Origin of the sequence: Actinoplanes sp. CA-142083 (assembly GCF_050942195.1) — a bacterium.
Lineage (GTDB): Bacteria > Actinomycetota > Actinomycetes > Mycobacteriales > Micromonosporaceae > Actinoplanes.
Genome location: NZ_CP192076.1, coordinates 1,958,091 through 1,977,214, shown reverse-complemented (window position 1 = coordinate 1,977,214; position 19,124 = coordinate 1,958,091). Strand labels below are relative to the sequence as shown.

General features: G+C 72.1%; 18 protein-coding genes. 8 read left to right on the top strand and 10 right to left on the bottom strand.

Features of this window, described 5'->3' with window-relative positions; genetic code table 11:
• Positions 1-15: 15 nt before the first annotated feature.
• Positions 16-1,215, bottom strand: a complete 1,200-nt coding sequence (locus tag ACQPZX_RS09500; protein WP_433377291.1) for a hypothetical protein — start codon at positions 1,213-1,215, stop codon at positions 16-18.
• Between the two features lie 14 nt (positions 1,216-1,229).
• On the bottom strand, positions 1,230-1,682 hold the full coding sequence (locus tag ACQPZX_RS09495; protein WP_433377288.1) for an SRPBCC family protein: 453 nt from the start codon (positions 1,680-1,682) through the stop codon (positions 1,230-1,232).
• A gap of 81 nt (positions 1,683-1,763) precedes the next feature.
• Here ACQPZX_RS09495 and ACQPZX_RS09490 point away from each other — a divergent pair, with 81 nt between their 5' ends.
• Both ACQPZX_RS09490 and ACQPZX_RS09485 read left to right on the top strand, forming a co-directional pair.
• The gene (locus ACQPZX_RS09490) at positions 1,764-3,458 is read left to right on the top strand and encodes a GAF domain-containing sensor histidine kinase (RefSeq protein WP_433377285.1); all 1,695 of its coding nucleotides are present in this window, start codon (positions 1,764-1,766) and stop codon (positions 3,456-3,458) included.
• A gap of 7 nt (positions 3,459-3,465) precedes the next feature.
• Entirely contained in the window at positions 3,466-4,134 is a 669-nt protein-coding gene (locus ACQPZX_RS09485; RefSeq protein WP_020512124.1) for a response regulator transcription factor, read from the top strand.
• Here ACQPZX_RS09485 and ACQPZX_RS09480 read toward each other — a convergent pair.
• Both ACQPZX_RS09480 and ACQPZX_RS09475 read right to left on the bottom strand, forming a co-directional pair.
• Positions 4,131-4,547 carry a DUF4395 domain-containing protein gene (locus ACQPZX_RS09480; protein WP_433377282.1) on the bottom strand — a complete coding sequence of 139 codons (417 nt, stop codon included), beginning with the start codon at positions 4,545-4,547 and terminating at the stop codon, positions 4,131-4,133. The two genes, ACQPZX_RS09485 and ACQPZX_RS09480, sit on opposite strands and share 4 nt — an antisense overlap.
• Before the next feature lie 45 nt (positions 4,548-4,592).
• Positions 4,593-5,102: a MarR family winged helix-turn-helix transcriptional regulator gene (locus ACQPZX_RS09475; protein ID WP_433377279.1), complete on the bottom strand. Its 510-nt coding sequence runs from the start codon at positions 5,100-5,102 to the stop codon at positions 4,593-4,595.
• A 66-nt stretch (positions 5,103-5,168) separates the two neighbouring features.
• Here ACQPZX_RS09475 and ACQPZX_RS09470 point away from each other — a divergent pair, with 66 nt between their 5' ends.
• Entirely contained in the window at positions 5,169-6,410 is a 1,242-nt protein-coding gene (locus ACQPZX_RS09470) for an MFS transporter (protein ID WP_433377276.1), read from the top strand.
• Here ACQPZX_RS09470 and ACQPZX_RS09465 read toward each other — a convergent pair.
• From ACQPZX_RS09465 to ACQPZX_RS09440, 6 genes are all read right to left on the bottom strand, one after another.
• Positions 6,365-7,009, bottom strand: a complete 645-nt coding sequence (locus ACQPZX_RS09465; RefSeq protein WP_433377273.1) for a TlpA family protein disulfide reductase — start codon at positions 7,007-7,009, stop codon at positions 6,365-6,367. The genes ACQPZX_RS09470 and ACQPZX_RS09465 overlap by 46 nt on opposite strands.
• Positions 7,010-7,059: 50 nt before the next feature.
• The gene (locus tag ACQPZX_RS09460; RefSeq protein ID WP_433377270.1) at positions 7,060-9,015 is read right to left on the bottom strand and encodes an ABC transporter ATP-binding protein; all 1,956 of its coding nucleotides are present in this window, start codon (positions 9,013-9,015) and stop codon (positions 7,060-7,062) included.
• 160 nt (positions 9,016-9,175) lie between these two features.
• Complete coding sequence (locus tag ACQPZX_RS09455) at positions 9,176-10,423, bottom strand: glycosyltransferase family 4 protein (protein ID WP_433377267.1); 1,248 nt, start codon at positions 10,421-10,423, stop codon at positions 9,176-9,178.
• Entirely contained in the window at positions 10,423-11,679 is a 1,257-nt protein-coding gene (locus tag ACQPZX_RS09450) for a M48 family metallopeptidase (RefSeq protein WP_433385128.1), read from the bottom strand. The genes ACQPZX_RS09455 and ACQPZX_RS09450 overlap by 1 nt, the downstream gene beginning before the upstream one ends.
• Positions 11,680-11,701: 22 nt before the next feature.
• Positions 11,702-11,920: a hypothetical protein gene (locus tag ACQPZX_RS09445; RefSeq protein WP_433377264.1), complete on the bottom strand. Its 219-nt coding sequence runs from the start codon at positions 11,918-11,920 to the stop codon at positions 11,702-11,704.
• 139 nt (positions 11,921-12,059) lie between these two features.
• Positions 12,060-13,430, bottom strand: coding sequence for an NYN domain-containing protein (locus ACQPZX_RS09440; RefSeq protein WP_433377261.1), 1,371 nt, complete (start codon positions 13,428-13,430; stop codon positions 12,060-12,062).
• A 103-nt stretch (positions 13,431-13,533) separates the two neighbouring features.
• Here ACQPZX_RS09440 and ACQPZX_RS09435 point away from each other — a divergent pair, with 103 nt between their 5' ends.
• From ACQPZX_RS09435 to ACQPZX_RS09415, 5 genes are all read left to right on the top strand, one after another.
• Entirely contained in the window at positions 13,534-15,318 is a 1,785-nt protein-coding gene (locus tag ACQPZX_RS09435) for a DEDD exonuclease domain-containing protein (protein WP_433377258.1), read from the top strand.
• 108 nt (positions 15,319-15,426) lie between these two features.
• Positions 15,427-17,217, top strand: a complete 1,791-nt coding sequence (locus ACQPZX_RS09430) for a RelA/SpoT family protein (RefSeq protein WP_433377255.1) — start codon at positions 15,427-15,429, stop codon at positions 17,215-17,217.
• Between the two features lie 83 nt (positions 17,218-17,300).
• A complete protein-coding gene (locus ACQPZX_RS09425) occupies positions 17,301-17,756 on the top strand; it encodes an NUDIX hydrolase (protein WP_433385125.1) in 456 nt (151 codons plus the stop codon).
• On the top strand, positions 17,753-18,586 hold the full coding sequence (locus ACQPZX_RS09420; RefSeq protein ID WP_433377252.1) for a nucleotidyltransferase family protein: 834 nt from the start codon (positions 17,753-17,755) through the stop codon (positions 18,584-18,586). Before ACQPZX_RS09425 ends, ACQPZX_RS09420 begins: the two co-directional genes overlap by 4 nt.
• 56 nt (positions 18,587-18,642) lie before the next feature.
• Positions 18,643-18,930, top strand: a complete 288-nt coding sequence (locus tag ACQPZX_RS09415; RefSeq protein WP_433377249.1) for an Lrp/AsnC family transcriptional regulator — start codon at positions 18,643-18,645, stop codon at positions 18,928-18,930.
• The last annotated feature ends 194 nt before the right edge of the window (positions 18,931-19,124 follow it).

Sequence of the window (19,124 nt, the reverse complement as noted above, 5' to 3'; positions counted from 1 at the left end):
TCCTCTGCTTACCACTCACACCGCGTCGTCGCCGGGGGCCGCGTCGCCCGCCTCGTCGCCGCGCTCCGCAGGCGCCTCGGCGCCCGCAACATCATGATCAACCGCCGCGGCTCGCGCCACGTCGCCAACACCCGCTTCGGCAGTGGCCGCGGCCCATACATCAAACCTTCGAGGGGTACGGCCGGAGCGCCCGCCCCCGAGCTCCGTGTCCCCCATCTCCCCACGTGAGCCCCCGCCCCCGGATGGCCCGCCGCTCGACTTCTCCCCGCGGGCGCCCACACCGCTCGCCTGCCCACCGCCGGCGCGCTCACCGCTCGCCTGCCCACCGCCGGCGCGCTCACCGCTCGCCTGCCCACCGCCGGCGCGCTCACCGCTCGCCTGCCCACCGCGGGCGCGCTCACCGCCGAGCTCCTTGACGCCGGAGCCACGGGCTGCCTTCGCGGCCTCCTTCGCGGCCTCCGCCAGCGCGGCGGCCTCGGCCACCCGCTTTGCCGCCTCCGCCGCCGCGGCGCGCGCCTCCTCGGCCGCCTTGCGCCGGGCTTCCCGCGCGGCGGCCCGCTCCTGCTCGGCGCTGGCCGCGCTCGCCGCCGAAGCGGCCGCCCACGGGTCGAGCCCCGCCGCAGCCGCCTCCGCCGCCTCCGCCGGATTTTTCGGATTTGTCGGATCTGCAGATGCGGCCCGGGCACGCTCGGCCGAGCCTGCGACCCGGGTCGCGGCCGACCACGTCTCATCGGGATTCGGCGGCGGTGGTGGCGGGGCCGGCGGGGCCGGTCGTTTCGCGACGTCGCCGACCACGGCTGAGAAGCCGCGCATCAGGCTGGCCACGCCGGAGGCGATGTCCCCGGCACCGGTCGCGAGCCGCACGGCCGTTGCGGGGCTCGGGTCGCGCACCGCGGCGATCGCCCGGCAGATCGGGCAGACACAGCACTCGGCGCTCCCGGTGGCCCACCCCGGCTGGTGCTCAGTCTTGTGCTCGCCGCCCTGGCCGGCGCTCGCAACGCGGTCGACGACCCCGGTGAGCGTTTTGGCCAGCCCCGACAGCCCGGCGCCGAGCGAGTCGCGCGCGCCGGAGGAATCGCTTGCCGCGGCCGCGCCGGCGGCCATCGCGATCATCGCGGCGACCAGCCTCTCGGCCTCTTCCCGCGCCGAACCTCGCGTCGCGTCAGGTCGCGCCGATTCGGGCTTCGCCGCGTCGGACCGCGCCGAATCAGGCATGGCACACCACCCGCTCAGCTCGCCGGAAGGCTCTCGACCCGGCGCTTGAGCTGCTTGAGCGCCGTGTCCATGATGATTTTCTCCGCTTTGCGGCGGAACATGCCGAGCATGCCGATGGAGAGCTCGACCTCCAGCGAATACGTCACCGTGGTGGTGCCGTCGCCGTTGTCGGCCAGGTCGTAGGAGCCCTCCTGCGACTTCTGCGTCTTGGACGGCTCGACCAGGTGCCACTCGATGCGGGTCAGGTCGTCGGCGTACGCGTACTCGAGCGTGTAGTCGTCGGCCATCACCCCGGCGTCGATCACGAACCGCACGCGGGCCGCATAGCCGTCCTCGTACTCCTCGAGGACCTCGATCTGCTTGAGCGCGTCGACCCACTCGGGGTAGCGCGGGAAGTCGCAGATCACCGCGGCCACGCGGTCGACGGGCGCATGAACCTGGATCGACTGCGTCGAGGTATCCGCCATGCACGGAGGCTACCCCGTCCCTGTGACAATCCCGACGACCGGGCCGAGCCGTATCTTGCAGCGGCGACTACCATCCGTCAGGTGCCGGTGCTTGCCAGTGTCTCCTCGCGCGTCCAGCCGCTCGCGGTGGCCGCGCGCGTCATCATGCTGGTGCTGGTCGCGGCCCTCACCCTGATCGCCACGCAGGACCTGGCGCAGCTGCGCTGGATCGCCCTGCTCGTGGTCGCCGCCCTGCCCGCGTTCCTCGCCCCCGAGCACCCGATCCTCGCGCCGCTCGGCCGGTTCGCCGAGGTCGCGATCGTGGGGCTCGCGGCCGGCTCGATCGCCGCCGCGGCCGACGTCTCCAACACTGTGGACGCCGGCTTCGGCGCCGAGGCCGTGCTGCCTTATCTGGCGGTCCCGCTGCTCTCCGCGGCGCTGCGCCGGCGGCCCACCGAGGGCGCCGCGCTGCTCGGCGTCGCGGCCGTCTCGATGGTGGCCGGCGGCGTCTGGCTGGGCGAGGTCAGTCCGATCTCCCAGCCGGGCTTCCTGGCGGCCTGCGGCCAGTGGCTGGTTCTGGGCGCGATCGTCACGTTCGCGGCCGACACGATGCGCCAGCTCATGCAGCCCCCGGAGCCGACCCCCCAGCCGTACGCGGAGGCCACCCGCCTGCTCACCCAGCTGCGCAGCGTGGCCCGCTCCCTGCCGGGCGCCACCTTGGATCCGGGCGGCATCTCCGAGCACCTGCTCGAGGAGCTCCGCCTCGTCGCCCCCGGCGACCGGTCCGCGGTGCTGTCGACCAGCGGCGGCGGCCGGCTGGTGGTGCTCGCCCAGACCGGCGCCGACCGGGTCGACTGGGAGACGACGCTCGACTCCGACTCGGCGATCGCCGACGCCTGGGCCACCCAGCAGCCGCAGGTGGCCGGCCGCTCGCAGGGCCGGTCCAGCCGCCGCGGCGAGGTCTCCTCGCTCGTCGTCCCGCTCGTGGCGGGAGTGCGCACGATCGGCCTCGTCATCCTCGAAGCGGACGTCGCGAACGCGTACCCTTCATCTGTGGTCTTCGATGTGACTGGGGTGACCGAGCCGGCCGCCATCCGGCTCGAGGCCGCCCTGCTCTTCGACGACGTCCGCTCACTCGCCACCAATGAGGAGCGTCAGCGCCTGGCCCGCGAGATCCACGACGGCGTCGCGCAGGAGCTGGTGATGGTCGGGTACGGCATCGACAACGCCCAGGCGACCCTGCCCGAGGGCGCCGAGGAGACCGCCGAGGAGCTGCGCACCCTGCGCAACGAGGTCACCCGGGTCATCACCGAGCTGCGGCTCAGCCTGTTCGAGCTGCGCTCCGAGGTGGACCGCAACGGCGGTCTCGCCGCCGCGATCGCCGAGTACGCCCGCACCCTGGGCACATCGGCGGGCCTGCGCGTCCATTTCACCTTCGACGAGTCCACCGCCCGGCTGCCCGCCGCGACCGAGGCCGAGCTGCTGCGCATCGCCCAGGAGGCGATCACCAACGCGCGCAAACACGCCGGTGCCTCTAATCTGTGGGTTACCTGCACCGTGGACCCGCCGTACGCGGAGATCGAGGTCTCCGACGACGGCAAGGGCTTCGCCGACGACCGCCCGGACGGTCGTTACGGCCTCACCATCATGGCCGAGCGTGCGGAACGGATCCGGGGCCGATTGAAAATCACGCCGCGACACCCCAGCGGGACAACCGTAGCCGTAGTGCTCGGATCGCCGGGTAAGCGCGATAGCGTGCGGGATAGCGTTTCCGCTCCAGCTCCAGAAGGGGAGTAACTCAGGCATGTCGACCAGTCCTGCGCCCACCACGCGCACCAAGGTCCTTCTCGTCGACGATCACGACCTGATTCGTAAGGGGCTGCGACACGCATTCGAGCGCGACCGCCAGTTCGAGGTGGTCGGCGAGGCCGCCACGGCGGCCGAGGCGGTGCGCCAGGCCGGCGCCCTCCAGCCCGACGTTGTGATCATGGACCTCCGCCTGCCCGACGGCAGCGGCCTGGAGGCCACCAAGGCACTCCGTAAGAACAACGCCAACATGGGCATCGTGGTCCTCACCATGTACGCGGGCGACGACCAGCTGTTCGGCGCGCTGGAGGCGGGGGCGAGCGCCTTCGTCCCCAAGACCGCCCCGGCCGACGAGGTTGTCGCGGCCGCCCGGCACGCCGCCTCGGCGCCGAGCGCGTTCACCGCGGCCGACCTCGCCGAGGCGATGAAGCGGCGGCTTGCGCCCTCGGGCCCGCAGCTCTCCCCCCGCGAGGGTCAGGTGCTGCGCTTGCTTGCCGACGGTATGAGCGTCGCGGGCATCGCCAAGCAGCTGTTCGTCTCGGAGTCGACGGCCAAGACCCACATCTCGAAGCTGTACGAGAAGCTGGGCGCGGCCAACCGGGCGCAGGCGCTGATGACGGCGCTGCGGCTGGGTCTGCTCGAGGCGCCCGACGCCCCGAAGTTCTAAGCCTTCTGGGCGGTGGAGAGCCGCCGCAGCGCCAGATAGGCCTCGCAGCCCAGGCAGAGGCCGAAGGCCGCGTTCAGGAATGCCGCGAGCAGTCCGAACGCGGCGAACACCACGCCCAGCGCGGTCAGCCCGGTGAGGTACCCGATCGTGGCCACGGCCAGGAACGTGAAGCCGACGGTCTGGGCGAAGCGCACGGGTGCGGCGGGTTCGCGCTCCGCGGGCGGGCCCAGGCGCGGCAGGATCAGTGTGCGGTACACGTACGCGTAAGGCCCTTGCTTGGGATTCATGGCGGTTATCGCGAAGACGATGGTCTGCGCGAGCGCCAGCCAGCCCCAGCCGGTGGCCAGCACCGCGACGAGCACGACGCTGGTCAGGGCGGCGGCGAAGCGCTGGCCACGGGGGTCGAGTTCCATGTCTGACATTAAAGACGAGCTCGGGCCCAATCTCTACTGGTCCGATTAGTGTTCTAGGGAACGCATGACCTTGCGCAGCAGGGTGTTGAGCCGCACCAGCTCCTCGAGCGAGAGCGCGCCCATCAACTGCCGGTCGCGCGCCATGCCCTCGAAGATGTGCTTGTCCCATTGCTCGCGCCCCTTGGCCGTCGGCCGCACCAGCACCCGGCGCCGGTCGGTGGGGTCGACGTCGCGGGTCACCAGCCCGGCGGCGACGAGACGATCGAGCCGGCTGGTCATGGCGGCCCGGGTCACGTGGGTGGCGTCGGCGAGCTGCGCCGGGGTGGCCTCGGTCGGGTAGGGCTGCACCATCAGCGCGTGGAGGGTCTTGTAGTCCTCGAGCGTGAAGTCCTCGTTGCCGGCGAACGCGGCCGCGTCCTGGCGGCGGGCCCACTTGGTGATGTCGTACATCCGCACCAGGGCGCCCTCGATCTCGGGCGCGAACCGCGGGTCGTCCTTCCAGAACGTCGCCCAGCGCGCCACGTGATCGTCCACCCCGTCCCGGTCCTCCGTCATGTGACCATTGTTCCACGCCCGATATTTAGATTGCGAATAGTTTGACGCCGAACTAACGTCGCGGCCATGCTCTCCGACTTCCGCCTGCTCGCCGCCGGCCAGACGCTGTCCTGGATCGGCAACGGCTTCCAGACCGTCGCCCTGGCCGTCGCGATCGTCCAGGCCGGTGGCGGCGCCGGTGACCTCGGCATCGTCATGGCCTGCTCGTTCACCGCGCTGCTCGCCTGCTCGCTGCTGGGCGGGGTCTGGGCCGACCGGCTCCAGCCGCAGCGCGTCATGGTCGTCTCCGACCTGGTCCGCCTGCTCTGCGCGGCCGCGATCGCGGTGATGTTCGCCGGCGGCGGCTACCACCTGGTCCTGCTGTGCGCGCTCACCGCGATCTCGTCCGGCGCGGGCAGCTTCTTCAACCCCGCGATGACCGCGCTGCGCCCGCTGCTGGTGCCGGCCGAGCGGCGGCAGGCGGCGAACGCGACGCTCAGCATGCTCCAGACCGGCAGCTCGGTGGCGGGTCCCGCGCTCGGCGGCCTCACCGTGGCGGCGTTCGGCGCATCGGCCGGCTTCGGGGTCAACGCGGTCAGCTTCCTCGCCTCGATGGCGGCCTGCCTGCTGCTGCGCACCCGTGCCACCCGCGGCCCGCGCACGTCGATGCTGCGCGAGCTGGGCGCCGGCTGGCGTGAGATCAGCAGCCGGGACTGGCTGCTCGGCGGCCTGTTCGGCGCGACTGTCTACCACATCGCCAACGGCGTGATCCTCGTGCTCGTCCAGGTGATCGCCATCGAGCGCCTGGGCGGCGCCTCCGCCGCCGGCTTCATCGCCGCCGCCGAGGGCCTGGGCGGCATGATCGGCGCGGCGGTCGCCTTGCGCTTCAAACCGCGTCGCTTGCTGCGGGCGGGCTGGCTCACGCTGATGTTGATGCCACTCTGGGCTTTCGCGTACGTGTGGCCGGCCACCCTGACAGCCGTCCTGGCGGGCGCCGTCATCGGCTGGTCCGGGCTGATCTTCTTCGACGTGGCGTGGGAGACCGCGATCCAGGACCGTATCCCCCAGAACGCCCTGGGCCGGGTCGCGTCGTGGGACACGCTGACCTCGTTCATGGCCATGCCGATCGGCAACGCCCTGGCGGGCCCGCTGTCGGCCCGCTTCGGCCTGAACCCGGTCCTCACCGTCTGCGCCGCCATCCTGCTGGCGTCCGCGGCCTCCCAGCTGCTGATTCCCGGCGCTCGCACCCTGACCAGGGCGACGGCGGCTCCCGCCCCGGTTGTTCAGTCGGTGGCGGGCAGCAAATCCCCGACCGCGGCGATCAGCTGAGGCTTGCTCGGGACGCCGGTGGCGCGCTTCACCACGCGCCCCTCGGCGTCGAGGATCAGCAGGGTCGGGGTGCGCCAGATGCCCAGCTCGCGCACCTCGTCCAGGTGGCTCTCGGCGTCGACCTCGACGTGCTGGACGCCGGGGAGCAGCTCGGCAACCTCGGTGCTGACCCGCCGCACCGCCCGGCAGGGCGCGCAGAACGCCGACGAGAACTGCAGCAGCGTGGCCGGCGCCGGTCCGACCCCGAGCCGTTCGAGCAGTCCGGGCGCGAGTCGCTCGCCGGCGGCACTCGGATCCGGCGCCGAGACCACGCCCGGCTCCTCTTCCCGATCCGGCACGACGACCTGCGCGTGGGTCCCCTGCATCGCGGCAGCCGCTGCCGTCGAGGCAGCCTTGGCCGCCGTAGTGGCCACGGCGGTCGGCGACGAGTGATCCGGGAGCTCGACGACCTCGAGCCCGGCCGCCCCCAGGATGTCGCGACGTCGCTTCTTCTCGGCCACCTCGTCACGAATGATGCCGTCCGTGCGGCGCCGCCACAGACCGAACGTCGTGGCCACGACCAGCACGGCAACGATAACTGCCACACCCAGCGGGTCCATGAGCCGACTCTGCCACGCGAAAGTTGCCACAAGCCCCGATGCGACGGGACTCACGCCGATTGATATGCGCTGGCTTGGAGGGTGAACAACTGGGAATAGATCCCGCCCGCGGCCATCAGCGAATCATGATCGCCCTGCTCGGCGATCGCGCCGTGATCGAGGACGTAGATCCGGTCCGCGTCCCGCACCGACGCCATCCGGTGGGTGATCAGCACGACGGTCCTGCCGGCCGCCAGCGTCCGCAATCGCTCGTACACGTCATGCTCCGCTCGTGCATCGAGGTTTGCCGTCGGCTCGTCGCAGATGAGCAGCGGCGCGTCGCGATAGAAGGCCCGGCTCACCGCGAGCCGTTGCCACTGGCCGCCCGACAGATCGGCGCCTTCCTTGAAGTGTCGCGAGAGCATCGTGTCGTACTGCTTGGCCAGCTCCATGACGAACTCGTGGGCGTCCGCGGCGCGCGCCGCCTCGTGCACGTTCTCGATCTCGACGACGCGGTCGTGCCGGCCGATGGTGATGTTGAGACGGGCCGAAAGCGGCCAGCGGGTGGGCTCCTGCATGACAACCGCGACGCGCTCGCGCAGGCTTTCGGGGTCGAGGCCGGCCACGTCGGTGTCGTCCCAGGTGACGGTGCCCTCCTGCGGCCGGTACAGACCCGCGATCACGGCGGCCAGCGTCGATTTCCCGGAGCCGTTCTCGCCGACCAGGGCGATCACTTCCCCTTGGCGCACCGTCATGCTGACGTCACGTACGGCGGCCTGGTCGGCATCCGGGTAGCGGAACGTGACGCGGTCGAGCTTGATCTCCCGGAAGCCCCGCGGCGCCATCCCCTCGGGCGTCGGCTCGGCGCGAAGCCGCGACAACTCGCAGAAGCCCCGGAAGTCGTCGAAGTAGAGGCCCTGCTCGAAGACCCGATTCGCGGTGAAGGCCAGCTCGCGCAGTTTCCCGATACCGATATTGATCGCGTACGCCGCCGCGCCGCCCGCTGCGAGGTCCATCCGGCCCGTCCAGAGCAGCCAGAACAGCGTCGCGTACGTGAGACCGGTGGCGATCGCGCTGAGCACGGTGCCGGCCAGGGAGGTGCGCACCCGCTTCGTGTTGACCCGGACCTCCTCGTCCGTCGATACCTGGATGAGCCGGCGCACCTCGTCGAGCATGAACTCGCGCAAGGTGAAGGCCCGCAGCTCCGGGGCCGGCTCGCGGGCCGCCAGCAGCTCGAACAGCATCCGCTGCCGCCGCCACACGGTGATCAGCCGCAGGACGCGCTGCCGGTCGAGCCGAGCCGACCGCAGAGCCGACCACGCGACCGGCATCACCGCGAGCACGAGCAGCGGCAGCAGAATCGGATGCAGCACCGCGAGCACACCCGCCGCCGCGGCGAGCCCGACGACGTTGGTGGCCAGTTCGATGGCCCGATCGACGAGCATCTCGGCGGCGGAGATGCCTCGATCGCGAGCCCGTTCCAGGGCGTCACGCCACGAGGGGTCGTCGAAGGTCGTCAGGTCGACCCGGGTGGTGAGCGTGAGCAGCCGCATCTGTGCGGACTGGTAGACCTTCGGCGACAGCCGCCCGTTGGCCGCCGCGGCCGCCGCGGTGAGCGCTCCCCGCAGGGCCGCCGCACCGACAAGCAGAAGCAGCGAGGGTACGGCTGCGCGCACGCGCTCCGGGGTCGGCCCGTCCCGCAGCAACCCGTCGAAGACGCCGACCACGCTGATCAGTCCGACCGCGCTGGCCGCGCCGGCGGCCACCTGGAAGAACACGACCGCGGCGGCGGTGCGGGGGTCGGCACGCCAGGCGAGCAGCCAGGCCTCACGGAGCAGCGACGGCAGTCGCCGGAGCGCGCGCAGGAACGGGGTCCCGGCCACCTCCTGGTAGGCCACGAGCCAGTGCGAGACATCCAGCTCGCCGTCCTCGAGCTCCTGCTGTACTTCCCGGTCGGCGGTTTCGGGGGCGGCGGTTTCGGGGGCGGCGGTTTCGGGGGCGGCGGTTTCGGGGGTGGCGTCCGGCATCGAAGGCTCCGTCTCGGGGGTCCCTCAGCGCGAGCTCCGCGCCGGCATACAGGCACGCGCGGCGCGTGGACGGCCCGCCGGACGGAGCGGCGCCGGAAGCTCTTTGCTTTTCCTACGCCGCCTCGTCACCGCCGTCTATCAAGTTCCGTCTCCCGCCAGTTCACTCATGCCGGGAATCATCGAGGAGGCGCGCCATCCGGGCGGCCTGGGTCTCCCAGCGCCACTCCTGCTCGACCCACGCCCGGCCGGCGTCGCCCATCGCCTTGGCCTTCGCCGGGTCGGCGAGCAGCTCGACCAGGCGGGACGTCAGCGCCGCCAGGTCGCGGCCGCCCACCACGTAGCCGGTCTCCCCCTCGCGGACGGCGTCGGGCGCGCCGCCGGAGTCGCCACCGACGACCGGCAAACCGGTGGCCGAGGCCTCGAGGTAGACGATGCCCAGCCCTTCGACGTCGAAGCCGGCGGCCCGGGTGCGGCACGGCATCGCATACACATCGCCGGCCGCGTAGTGCGCCGGCAACTCGGCCCACGGGACCGAGCCGGTGAAGAACACATCGGACTCGACGCCCTGCTCGCGGGCGAGGCGTTCGAGCTTCGCGCGATAGGGCCCGCCGCTCACCAGCAGCAGCGCGGCGCCGGGCACCCGGCGGCGGACCGCGGGCAGGGCGCGGATCAGCATGTCCTGCCCCTTGCGCGGCACCAGCCGGGACACGCAGACGATCACCGGCCGGTCGGTGAGGCCGTAGCGGGCGCGCACCTCCGAGCCGTCGACCCCGGGGTGGAAGGCGTCGACGTCGACGCCGGGCGCCAGCCTTTCCAGATCGGTCAGGCCGTGCAGCGCCCGGTCGAGCCGGCTGCGCTGATACTCGCCCAGGTAGGTCACCACGTCGTTGCCCCGGGCGATGCGCCGCAGCAGCTGCCGGGCGCCGGGCAGCGCGGCCCAGCCGATCTCGTGGCCGTGGGTGATCGCGACCGCCCGGGTCACGCCCGCGTTCCGCCGGAGGCCGTCGGCGAGCAGCCCGAGTGGCGCCGCCGCCCCGAACAACACCCGGTCACAGCCGTGCTCCCGGGCCAGCGAGGCGGCCCGCTTGGCCACCGCCGGCGTGGGCAGCAGCACCCCGGTCTGCTCGCGCACCACCTCGAACGGCTGCTCGGCATCGAACTTCGCGGCACCCTTCCAGGTCGACGCGTAGACCACCACCGAGCCGGCCGGCTGCCGAACCGCCATGTTGTGCACGAACTGCTGGATCCCGCCCGGCCGCGGCGGAAAGTCGTTGGTGACGAGCAGCGTGCGCCCGGAGCGCTCGGGCCGCGAGACAGGCTCGGGCCGCGTGCCGGGCTCGGGCCGCGTAGCAGGCTCGGGCGTTGGGGCGCGCTCGCCGGGCGTGGCGCCTGAGGCGTCGGCGCCCATCAGCGCTCACCCCGGGCGTAGGCGCGGGCGGCGGCCATGCGTTCGACCGTGGACGGGTGCGAGGCGGAGATCACGTACTCCCAGGTCGGCGGGTCGGGGTCGGAGAGGTTGACCGTGCCGAGGCGGCGCTGCATCGCCTCGAACGTGGCCGGATCGCCGGTCAGGGTCAGCGCGTGCGCGTCGGCGCGGGCCTCGATGCGCCGAGAGACATACGACTGAACCGGACCGGCGATCAGCCCGACGACGGTGACCACGGCCAGCATCAGGCCGATGCCGCGCGGCGAGCCGATCGAGTCGATGCCGGCCAGGCGCAGCAGCCCGCCCCACGAGCCGAGCAGGAACAGCGCGATCACCGCGATCGCGGCCCCGAACGCGCCGAGCACCGTGCCGATCAGCACGTCGTTGTCCTTGGCATGGCCGAGCTCGTGCGCCACCACCGAGACCACCTCGTCGGGCGTCGCCTCGGTGAGCATGGTGTCGTAGACGACGATGCGCCGGGTCGGGCCGAGACCCGAAACGTACGCGTTCACCGCGCGGGTGCGCCGGGACGCGTCGGCGACCAGCACGTCGCGCACGGGCACGCCGTCGCGGTCGGCCAGCTCGATCAGCTGGGTGCGCAGCGGGCCGTCGGCCATCGGGGTGAACTTGTTGAACACCGGCTCGACCACCACCGGCAGCACGAACGAGAGCAGCACCACCAGGGCGGCCGCGCCGGCCGCCCCGAACGCCCACCACCAGCGCGGCGCGAAGTGGGTGATCGTGTAGAAGCCGAGCAGCGCCACCGCGCCGATGACCGCGCCGACGGCGAACGACTTCAGCAGGTCGACCGTCCAGGCGCCCCAGGACTGGGTGGAGATGCCGTACTTCACCACGATGACGTGCCGCCACGCCGCGAACGGCAGCGTCACGACCTCGCCGGCCAGCACCACGACCAGGCCGCCGAGCACGGCCTGCGCCACCCAGTTGCCCCCGAACGGGCGGCCGGCCTGGGTGACCAGCCACGCGCCGAGCGGCGTGAGCCCGAGCACCAGGGCGACGAGCAGGCCGATCGCCATCGCGCCGTAGGAGCCGGGCCGGAGCTCGGAATGGAACTGCCGGGCCCGCTCGACCTTGTCGGCCGGCAGCGAGCCCAGCGCCGCGAGCTGGTCGGGCCGGGGCGCGGGCGGCCGATGCCACGGAATGGACACGGCGGCGAAGACGGCGAGCACCACGACCAACACAACGAGGGTGCCGACGGCCCAGGCCCGCGACGTCATCATCCGCCACATCCTAGAGAGATCACGCTACGTGGCGGTTGGGGAACATCGGCACCACGACGGGCGGCTCGGGGGTCTCCAGGATCTCGACGTCGAAGCCCGCCAGCTCGAACGTCTCGATCGCCCGGAGCTCGCCGGGGGTCAGGTCGGCAATGCCATCGGGCGTGTCCAGCAGCGCGCTGACCAGGCAACCTCGGCACGCGTCGGACGGGCCGGCGCAGCGACCGCAGTCGACGATCATCACTCCTCCTCACCCGGGTGGCCCTCCGACCACCATCGGTGACCGTCACGCTAGGCGAGGGGTACGACAAAAATCTGCGGGCGCCCCAGAAGCGGGGACTCCCGCGATCGCCGAGCGAAGCGGAGCCAGCTGGCTCAGCTCAAGAACGGGCGAGCCGCCTGAGCAGCGAATCGGCGCCCATGGGGTAGGCGCCGTGCCGCCGTACGCCGTCGGCCACCTCCCGGTCCGAGGAGATCACCACGATGGGCCGGCCGGCGGGCTCGGCCCGCACCAGCTGACGGATCAGCTCGTCGGCGGTGTCACCCTTCCGGGAGAACAGCACGCGGACGCCCCTTGGCGCCGGCGGCAGCCCGTGCACCCGCTCGGCGCCGTCGAAGACCACGGTGATCTCGTCGCCGGTCTGTGCCGCTATCCCGCCCAGCCCGGTGATCAGCCGCTTGCGCTGCTGCTCGAGCGACATCTCGGCGAAGCCGCGCTTGGTCACGTTGTACCCGTCCACGACCAGGTGGGCCCGGGGCAGGGCGAGCAGCTGGTCGAGCCGGCCGGGATCGTCGGTGTCCTGGGCGCGGGCGCGCGACCGCTCGGGCGACCCGGGCCGGTCGGCCACGGCGTCGGCCACGAAGTCGGCCGGCATCTTGTCGGAGGGTCCCAGCGCGAGCTCGCGCCGCAGCCCCGAGGCCGCCTGCCCGATGGTCTCGATCAGCAGCCAGAGCCGGGCGTCGTCGGCGGCCCGGGCATCCTTGGCGCTCTGCTTGCCGGTGGCGGCCTGTGCCTCCGCCTCGGCGAGGCGCGTCTTCAGCCGCCGTACCTCGGCATCATGATCAGCCGCAATGCGCGACGCGCGTCCCTTTTCCGTCGCCAGCAGGTCGCTCGCGCGTTTTTGCGCGGCCTGCGCCTCGCGCAGCGCCCTGGACGTCGTGCGGGACTCCTCGCGCAGCTGGCCGAGCTCCTCGCGGACCCGGGCCAGCTCGTCGCGCAGCTTGTCGGCCTCCACCTTGGCGACCGTGCGGTCGTGCTCGGCGCGCACGGCCCGCTGCTCGGCCTCGCGGATCTGCGAAGCGACCGCGGCGCTGTCGGCCTCAGCCCGGACCGCGTCGCCGGCCCCCTCGATCAGGTCGCGCCAGCCGTCGGGACGGGCCAGGTAGGCCAGCGCCGCGACCTCGACCGGGTCGGCGGCCGCGGGGGCCATGCCCGAGGACACCGCGGCGCCCAGGTCACCCGCGTCGGTGACGACCCGCCCGCTGATCCGCTGGCGGAAAAGCGGGTCGGAAGTCAGCTGCGCGGCGATCTCGCGACCACCGAGGCGGGCCCGGCGGTTCGGGGCGAAACGGGCGACCCGCCGCAACGCGACCGGGATCTCATCGCCCGGCAAACCGGGCAAAGCGGCGGCGGCGAGGGCCGTGATCCGCTGGCGTACCGGCTCGGGAAGCACGGGTTCCGGGACAAACTCCGCATCCTGGACTGACGCCTCCTCCATAGAGGGGTCGCCGGGAAACGAAGGCTCGGACATCTACCCATTCTCACACCGTGGGCAGCAGAAAAGCTTGTCGAAGCAAGTGATCTTTTATCCACGCCGTCAGTTCTTGTCGTACCCCCGCTCTAATCTCCCCGCCGTGGCACAACCCGCATACGTCCAGGGCACTCTGGACACGCTCCTCAGCGACCCGGCGGCGCTCTCCCTGGCCGAGACCACGTTCGTGGTGCTCGACCTCGAGACGACCGGCGGCGCGGCCGACGGCGCCGGCGTCACCGAGATCGGCGCCGTCAAGGTCCGCGGCGGCGAGGAGCTGGGCGTCTTCGCGACCCTGGTCAACCCGGGCGAGCGCATCCCGGCGTTCATCACCGTCCTGACCGGCATCACCGACGCCATGCTGGCCCCGGCCCCGGCGATCGAGACCGTGCTGCCGAGCCTGCTCGAGTTCCTGCGCGGCTCGGTCCTGGTCGCCCACAACGCGCCGTACGACGTCGGCTTCCTCAAGGCGGCCTGCGCGCGCCACGGCTATCCGTGGCCCAACCCCCGGGTCCTCGACACCGCCGCGGTGGCCCGCCGGGCGCTGACCCGCGACGAGGTGCCCAACCGCAAGCTCGCCACGCTCGCCCACTTCTTCCATGCCACGGTCCAGCCCACCCACCGCGCGCTCGACGACGCCCGGGCCACCGTCGACGTGCTGCACGGCCTGATCGAGCGGCTGGGCAGCTTCAAGGTGCACACGCTGGGCGACGCCATCGAGTTCGCCAAGGCGGTCACCCCCACCCAGCGCCGCCAGCGCCATCTCGCCGAGGGCCTGCCGCATGTGCCGGGGGTCTACGTCTTCCGGGCCGCCGACGACCGCGCGCTCTACGTCGGCACGTCCAAGGACATCGGCACCCGGGTCCGCAGTTACTTCACGGCCAGCGAGAAGAGGGCGCGCATCTCCGAGATGCTCGCGGCCGCCACCCGGGTCGAGGCGGTGGAGTGCGCCCATTCGCTCGAGGCCGAGGTCCGCGAGCTGCGGCTGATCGCGGCGCACAGTCCGCCCTACAACCGCCGGTCCAAGTACCCCGAGCGGGTGGTCTGGCTCAAGCTCACGACGGAGGCCTATCCGCGCCTGTCCGTGGTCCGCAAGCTGGCCGACGACGACGCGGCCTACCTGGGCCCGTTCTCCTCGCGCCGCACCGCCGAGCTGGCCGCCGCCGGGGTCTACGACGCCCTCCCGCTGCGCCAGTGCGGCCACACCCTCTCGATCCGCACCCCCATGCCCGCCTGCGCCCTGGCCGAGCTGGGCAAATGCCCGGCGCCGTGCGAACACAAGATCACCCCGGAGGCGTACGCGTCGACCGCCGCCCTCCCGTTCCGCACGGCCATCCACGGCGACCCCGGGATCGTGGTCGCCGCCCTCATGGGCCGCATCGAGGCCCTCTCCGAGCACCAGCGCTACGAGGAGGCCGCGGTCCTGCGCTCCCGGATGATCGCGCTGCTCCGGGCCACGGTCCGCATGCAGCGGCTCGCCGCCCTCACCCGGCTCAGCGAGGTGGTGGCCGCCCGCCGCGACGGCATCGGCGGGTGGGAGATCATCGTGGTCCGGCACGGCCGGCTCGCCGCCGCGGCCACCTCCCCGCCCCGCGAGCACCCCCGGCCGACCCTCGACGCGGTCCGGATGACCGCCGAGACGGTCCTACCCGGACCGGGTCCGGTGCCGGCCGCGAGCGCCGAGGAGACCGAGCGGATCCTCGCGTGGCTCGAGCGGGCTGACACCCGGTTGGTGGAAACCTCCGGCGACTGGGTGTCACCGGTTCGTGGCGCGGCGCGCTTCAGTGCCCTGCTCAACCGGGCAGAAGCCGCAGCTTCGGGCAAAGACTCGGCCGTTCGCTCATCCGTAACTGACCGTTCGGATGACGCTCGCTCGCTTAGGCTGTAAGGCAAGTGGATTACCCGGAGTTGGTTCGGGTGACTTCACGGCGATTTGCCAGGCGGCTCGCCGCGGGACTGACGGGTTCCGGGCGACCGAGCGGTGAGGGGGTGTCCAGTGGACGTCGACGCCGGCCACGGCGCCGCCCTTGGACGTGCCCTCCCCACGCAAGCGCCCGCCGACAGTTCCATCACCGCGAAGCTCCGCTCCTTCCTGAGCTTTCCCGGCAACGACGACGACCCCGTCGTCAAGCTGACCAAGACCCACCGCGGCATCCACCCCTCGGCCGACGCCGGCGTCCTGCGCCGCAGTTACGCGATCGCGGAAAACATGCACCGCGGTCAGATGCGCAAGTCCGGCGATCCGTACATCACGCATCCCCTCGCGGTCGCCCAGATCTGCGCCGAGTTGGGCATGGACACGACCACCCTGGTCGCCGCCCTGCTGCACGACACGGTGGAAGATACGCAATACACGCTGGAGGCGCTGCACAGCGACTTCGGCCCCGAGGTGACCCACCTCGTCGACGGCGTGACCAAGTTCGACAAGGCGTTCTACGGCAAGGCCGCCGAGGGCGAGACCATCCGCAAGATGATCGTCGCGGCCGGCAAGGACGTCCGGGTCCTGGTGATCAAGCTCGCCGACCGGCTGCACAACATGCGTACGCTCGATGCCCGCTCCCCCGCGAGCCGCGCCCGCATCGCCACCGCGACCCTCGACGTGCTCGTGCCCCTCTGCGACCGGCTCGGCATCCAGGCCCTCAAGCGCGACCTCGACGACGTGGTGCTCTACCACCTCGAGCCCGAGTCGTACGCGCGGATCGACGAGCACGTGCGCAACCGCCCCGGTTGGAACGAGTACCTGGCCGACGTGACCGGCAAGGCCCGCACCGCGCTGCGCCGGCAGCGAGTATCCGCCGAGGTCAGGCCCCGTCCCCGGCACTACTACTCGATCTGGAAGGACACGGTCGCCGGCGATCATCCGGTCCCGTTCGACCTGCCCCGCATCGCGGTGATCGTCGACGGCCCGGCCACCGACTGTTACGCCGCGCTCGGCGCGATCCACGGCCAGTGGCGCCCCGTGGCCGGCCGTTTCAAAGACTTCATCGCCTCCCCGAAGAACAACCTCTACCGCTCGCTGCACACCACGGTGACCGGCCCCGACGGGCGCCTGGTCGAGGTGCTGATCCGCACCGAGTCGATGCACCGGTACAGCGAGTACGGCGTCGCCACCAGCTACCGCTACCCCAAGGTCGCCGAGACCTCCGACCCGTCCGGCGCCGACCAGCTCTCCTGGCTCAAGCGGGTGCTCGACTGGCAGCAGGACGCCACCGACGCCGCCCAGTTCCTCGCCTCGCTGCGCTGCGACCTCGCCGAGGCCCAGATCACGATCTTCGCCCACGGGCAGGCGTTCGAGCTGCCCAGCGGATCGACCCCGGTCGACCTGGCCTACGAACTGGGCCCCGAGACCGGCGACCAGTGCCTCGCCGCCACGATAAACGGCCGCCTCGCCCCGCTGAGCTCCCCGCTGCGCGACGGCGACGTCGTCGAGATCTTCTCCGAGACCGACGGCCCCGTCGAGGCCGAGCCCCGGGCGCGCGGCCCCCGCAAGGAGTGGCTCGGCTTCGTCAAGTCCAGCCAGGCGCAGCTGCAGATCAACCGCTACTTCGACGACAAGAACGAGCCCGGCATGAGCATCGCCGACAAGGTGCGGCTCGGCCGGGCGACGATCGGGCTCACCCTGCGCAAGCACGACCGGGGCCTGGCCAGCGAGGTGCCGCTGCGGCGGCTGGCGGAGGAGTTGGGCTATCCGGACCTCGAGACGATGCTGGTCGCCGTGTGCGAGCGGAACGTCGAGCCCGACGCGGTCGTCGAGCAGCTCATCGCGCTTGTCGACCACCCCGACTGATCCGCGCGCCCGGCACGACTAGCCTTGCGGACGTGAGTCTCCCTCAGCGAGTGCGCGGCATTGCGTACATCACCTTCTATCGCATGCCGATGCCCGTCCGCCGGATCCTCGCCCGCATCGTCGCGCCGAAATACCTGGTCGGCGCCGTCACGATCCTGCACGACTCGGAGGCGGCCGAGGGCGAAGGCCGCCTGCTGCTCCTGCGCCAGCCCCACCGCGGCGGCTGGGGCCTGCCGGCCGGCCTGCTCAAGAAGCGCGAGCAGCCCGTCGTGGGCGCGGCCCGCGAGCTCTTCGAGGAGACCGGCGTCCGGGTCCAACCCGACGACATGACCGCCGGCTCGCCGAACGCGATCGTCCACGTGGTCGGCGTGGTCGACACGGTGTTCTTCGCATCGGTCCCCGCCTCTACGACGCCGCTGGTGGTCGACGGCGCCGAGGTCCTCGAGGCGGCCTGGTTCCCGGTCGACGACCTGCCCCGGCTCAGCGCCAACACAGCGCTCGTGCTGGGCCGGTACGGAATCGGCCCCGACGCTCGATGACGCCGGTCTGCGGGCTGATCCTGGCGGCCGGCGAGGGCCAGCGCCTGCGGCCTCTCACCGAGCTGCTCCCCAAGGCCCTCTGCCCGGTCGGCAACGTTCCGCTGCTCGATCGGGCCCTCACCCGCGTACGAAATCTCGGTCTTGATGTGGCCGTGAACGCCGCCTACCTGGCCGACCGGATCGTCCGCCACGTCGGCGACCGCGCGCACCTCTCGGTCGAGCCCGACGGCCCGCTGGGCACCGCCGGCGGCGTGGCGCGCCTGAAGTCCTGGATCGACGGCCGCGGCGTCCTCATCGGCAACGCCGACGGCTACCTGTCCGACCCGGCCCGCGACCCCGGCAAGGACATCGCCGCCATCCTGGACGGCTGGTCCGGCGACACGGTGCGCATGCTCACCCAGCCGCTTCCCCCAGGTCAGACCGGCGGCTTCGCCAACCACAAATTCGCCGGCTTCTCGCTGCTCCCCTGGCGCTACGTCGAGGACCTTCCCGACAATCACGGCGATCTCGTACGCGCCGCGTGGCGCCCCGCCGAGGCCGCCGGCGAACTGGAGCTGGTCAACTTCGAAGGTGTCTACATTGACACCGGCACCCCCGCCGACTATTTGAGAGCCAATCTGCACGCCGCGAACGGCCGGACCCTGATCGACCCCACCGCCGAGATCGTCGGGCCGGTCTCCGAGGCTGTGATCGGCTCGAATGCCCGTGTCCTGGGCGGCGCGACCCGTGCTGTGGTCTGGCCGGACGCCCTCATCGAGCCCGGCGAGTTCCTCGAGAACGCCATCCGAGCCCCCGGCGGCCTCACCGTCCACATCCCGCGCGGTAGCTGACGGCACGCCGATAGCATGGTCGCGACCCTTCCGCCCGCACCGCCGAGGAGCCCCAGGTGAACACCGCGATCGTGCACATCGACTGCGCCACCGACTCGATCCCCGAGGTGGCCGAGGCCCTGGCAGCCCTCGACGGCGTGAGCGAGGTCTACTCGGTCGCCGGCAACGTGGACCTGATCGCCATCGTCCGCGTGGCCCGCTTCGACGACATAGCCGAGGTCATCGCCGGCAAGATCTCCAAGACCCCCGGCGTCCTCAACACGGAATCCCACATAGCTTTCCGCGCCTACTCGAAGCACGACCTCGAGGACGCTTTCGCCATCGGCCTCCCCGACGCCGACTAACCCCCATCCAGTACGAGCTCGCGCAAGCCCCCACCCCACCGCCCAGCCCCGTCGCCGCTCACCCTCCGCCCGCACCCACCGGCCTGTCCCGACCCCACCCCAACCCGCGCCACCCACCACCCCAACCGCGCGACCCCAACCGCGCCACCCCACCACCGCGCCCCCGCGCCACCCCACCACCGCGCCACCGCGCC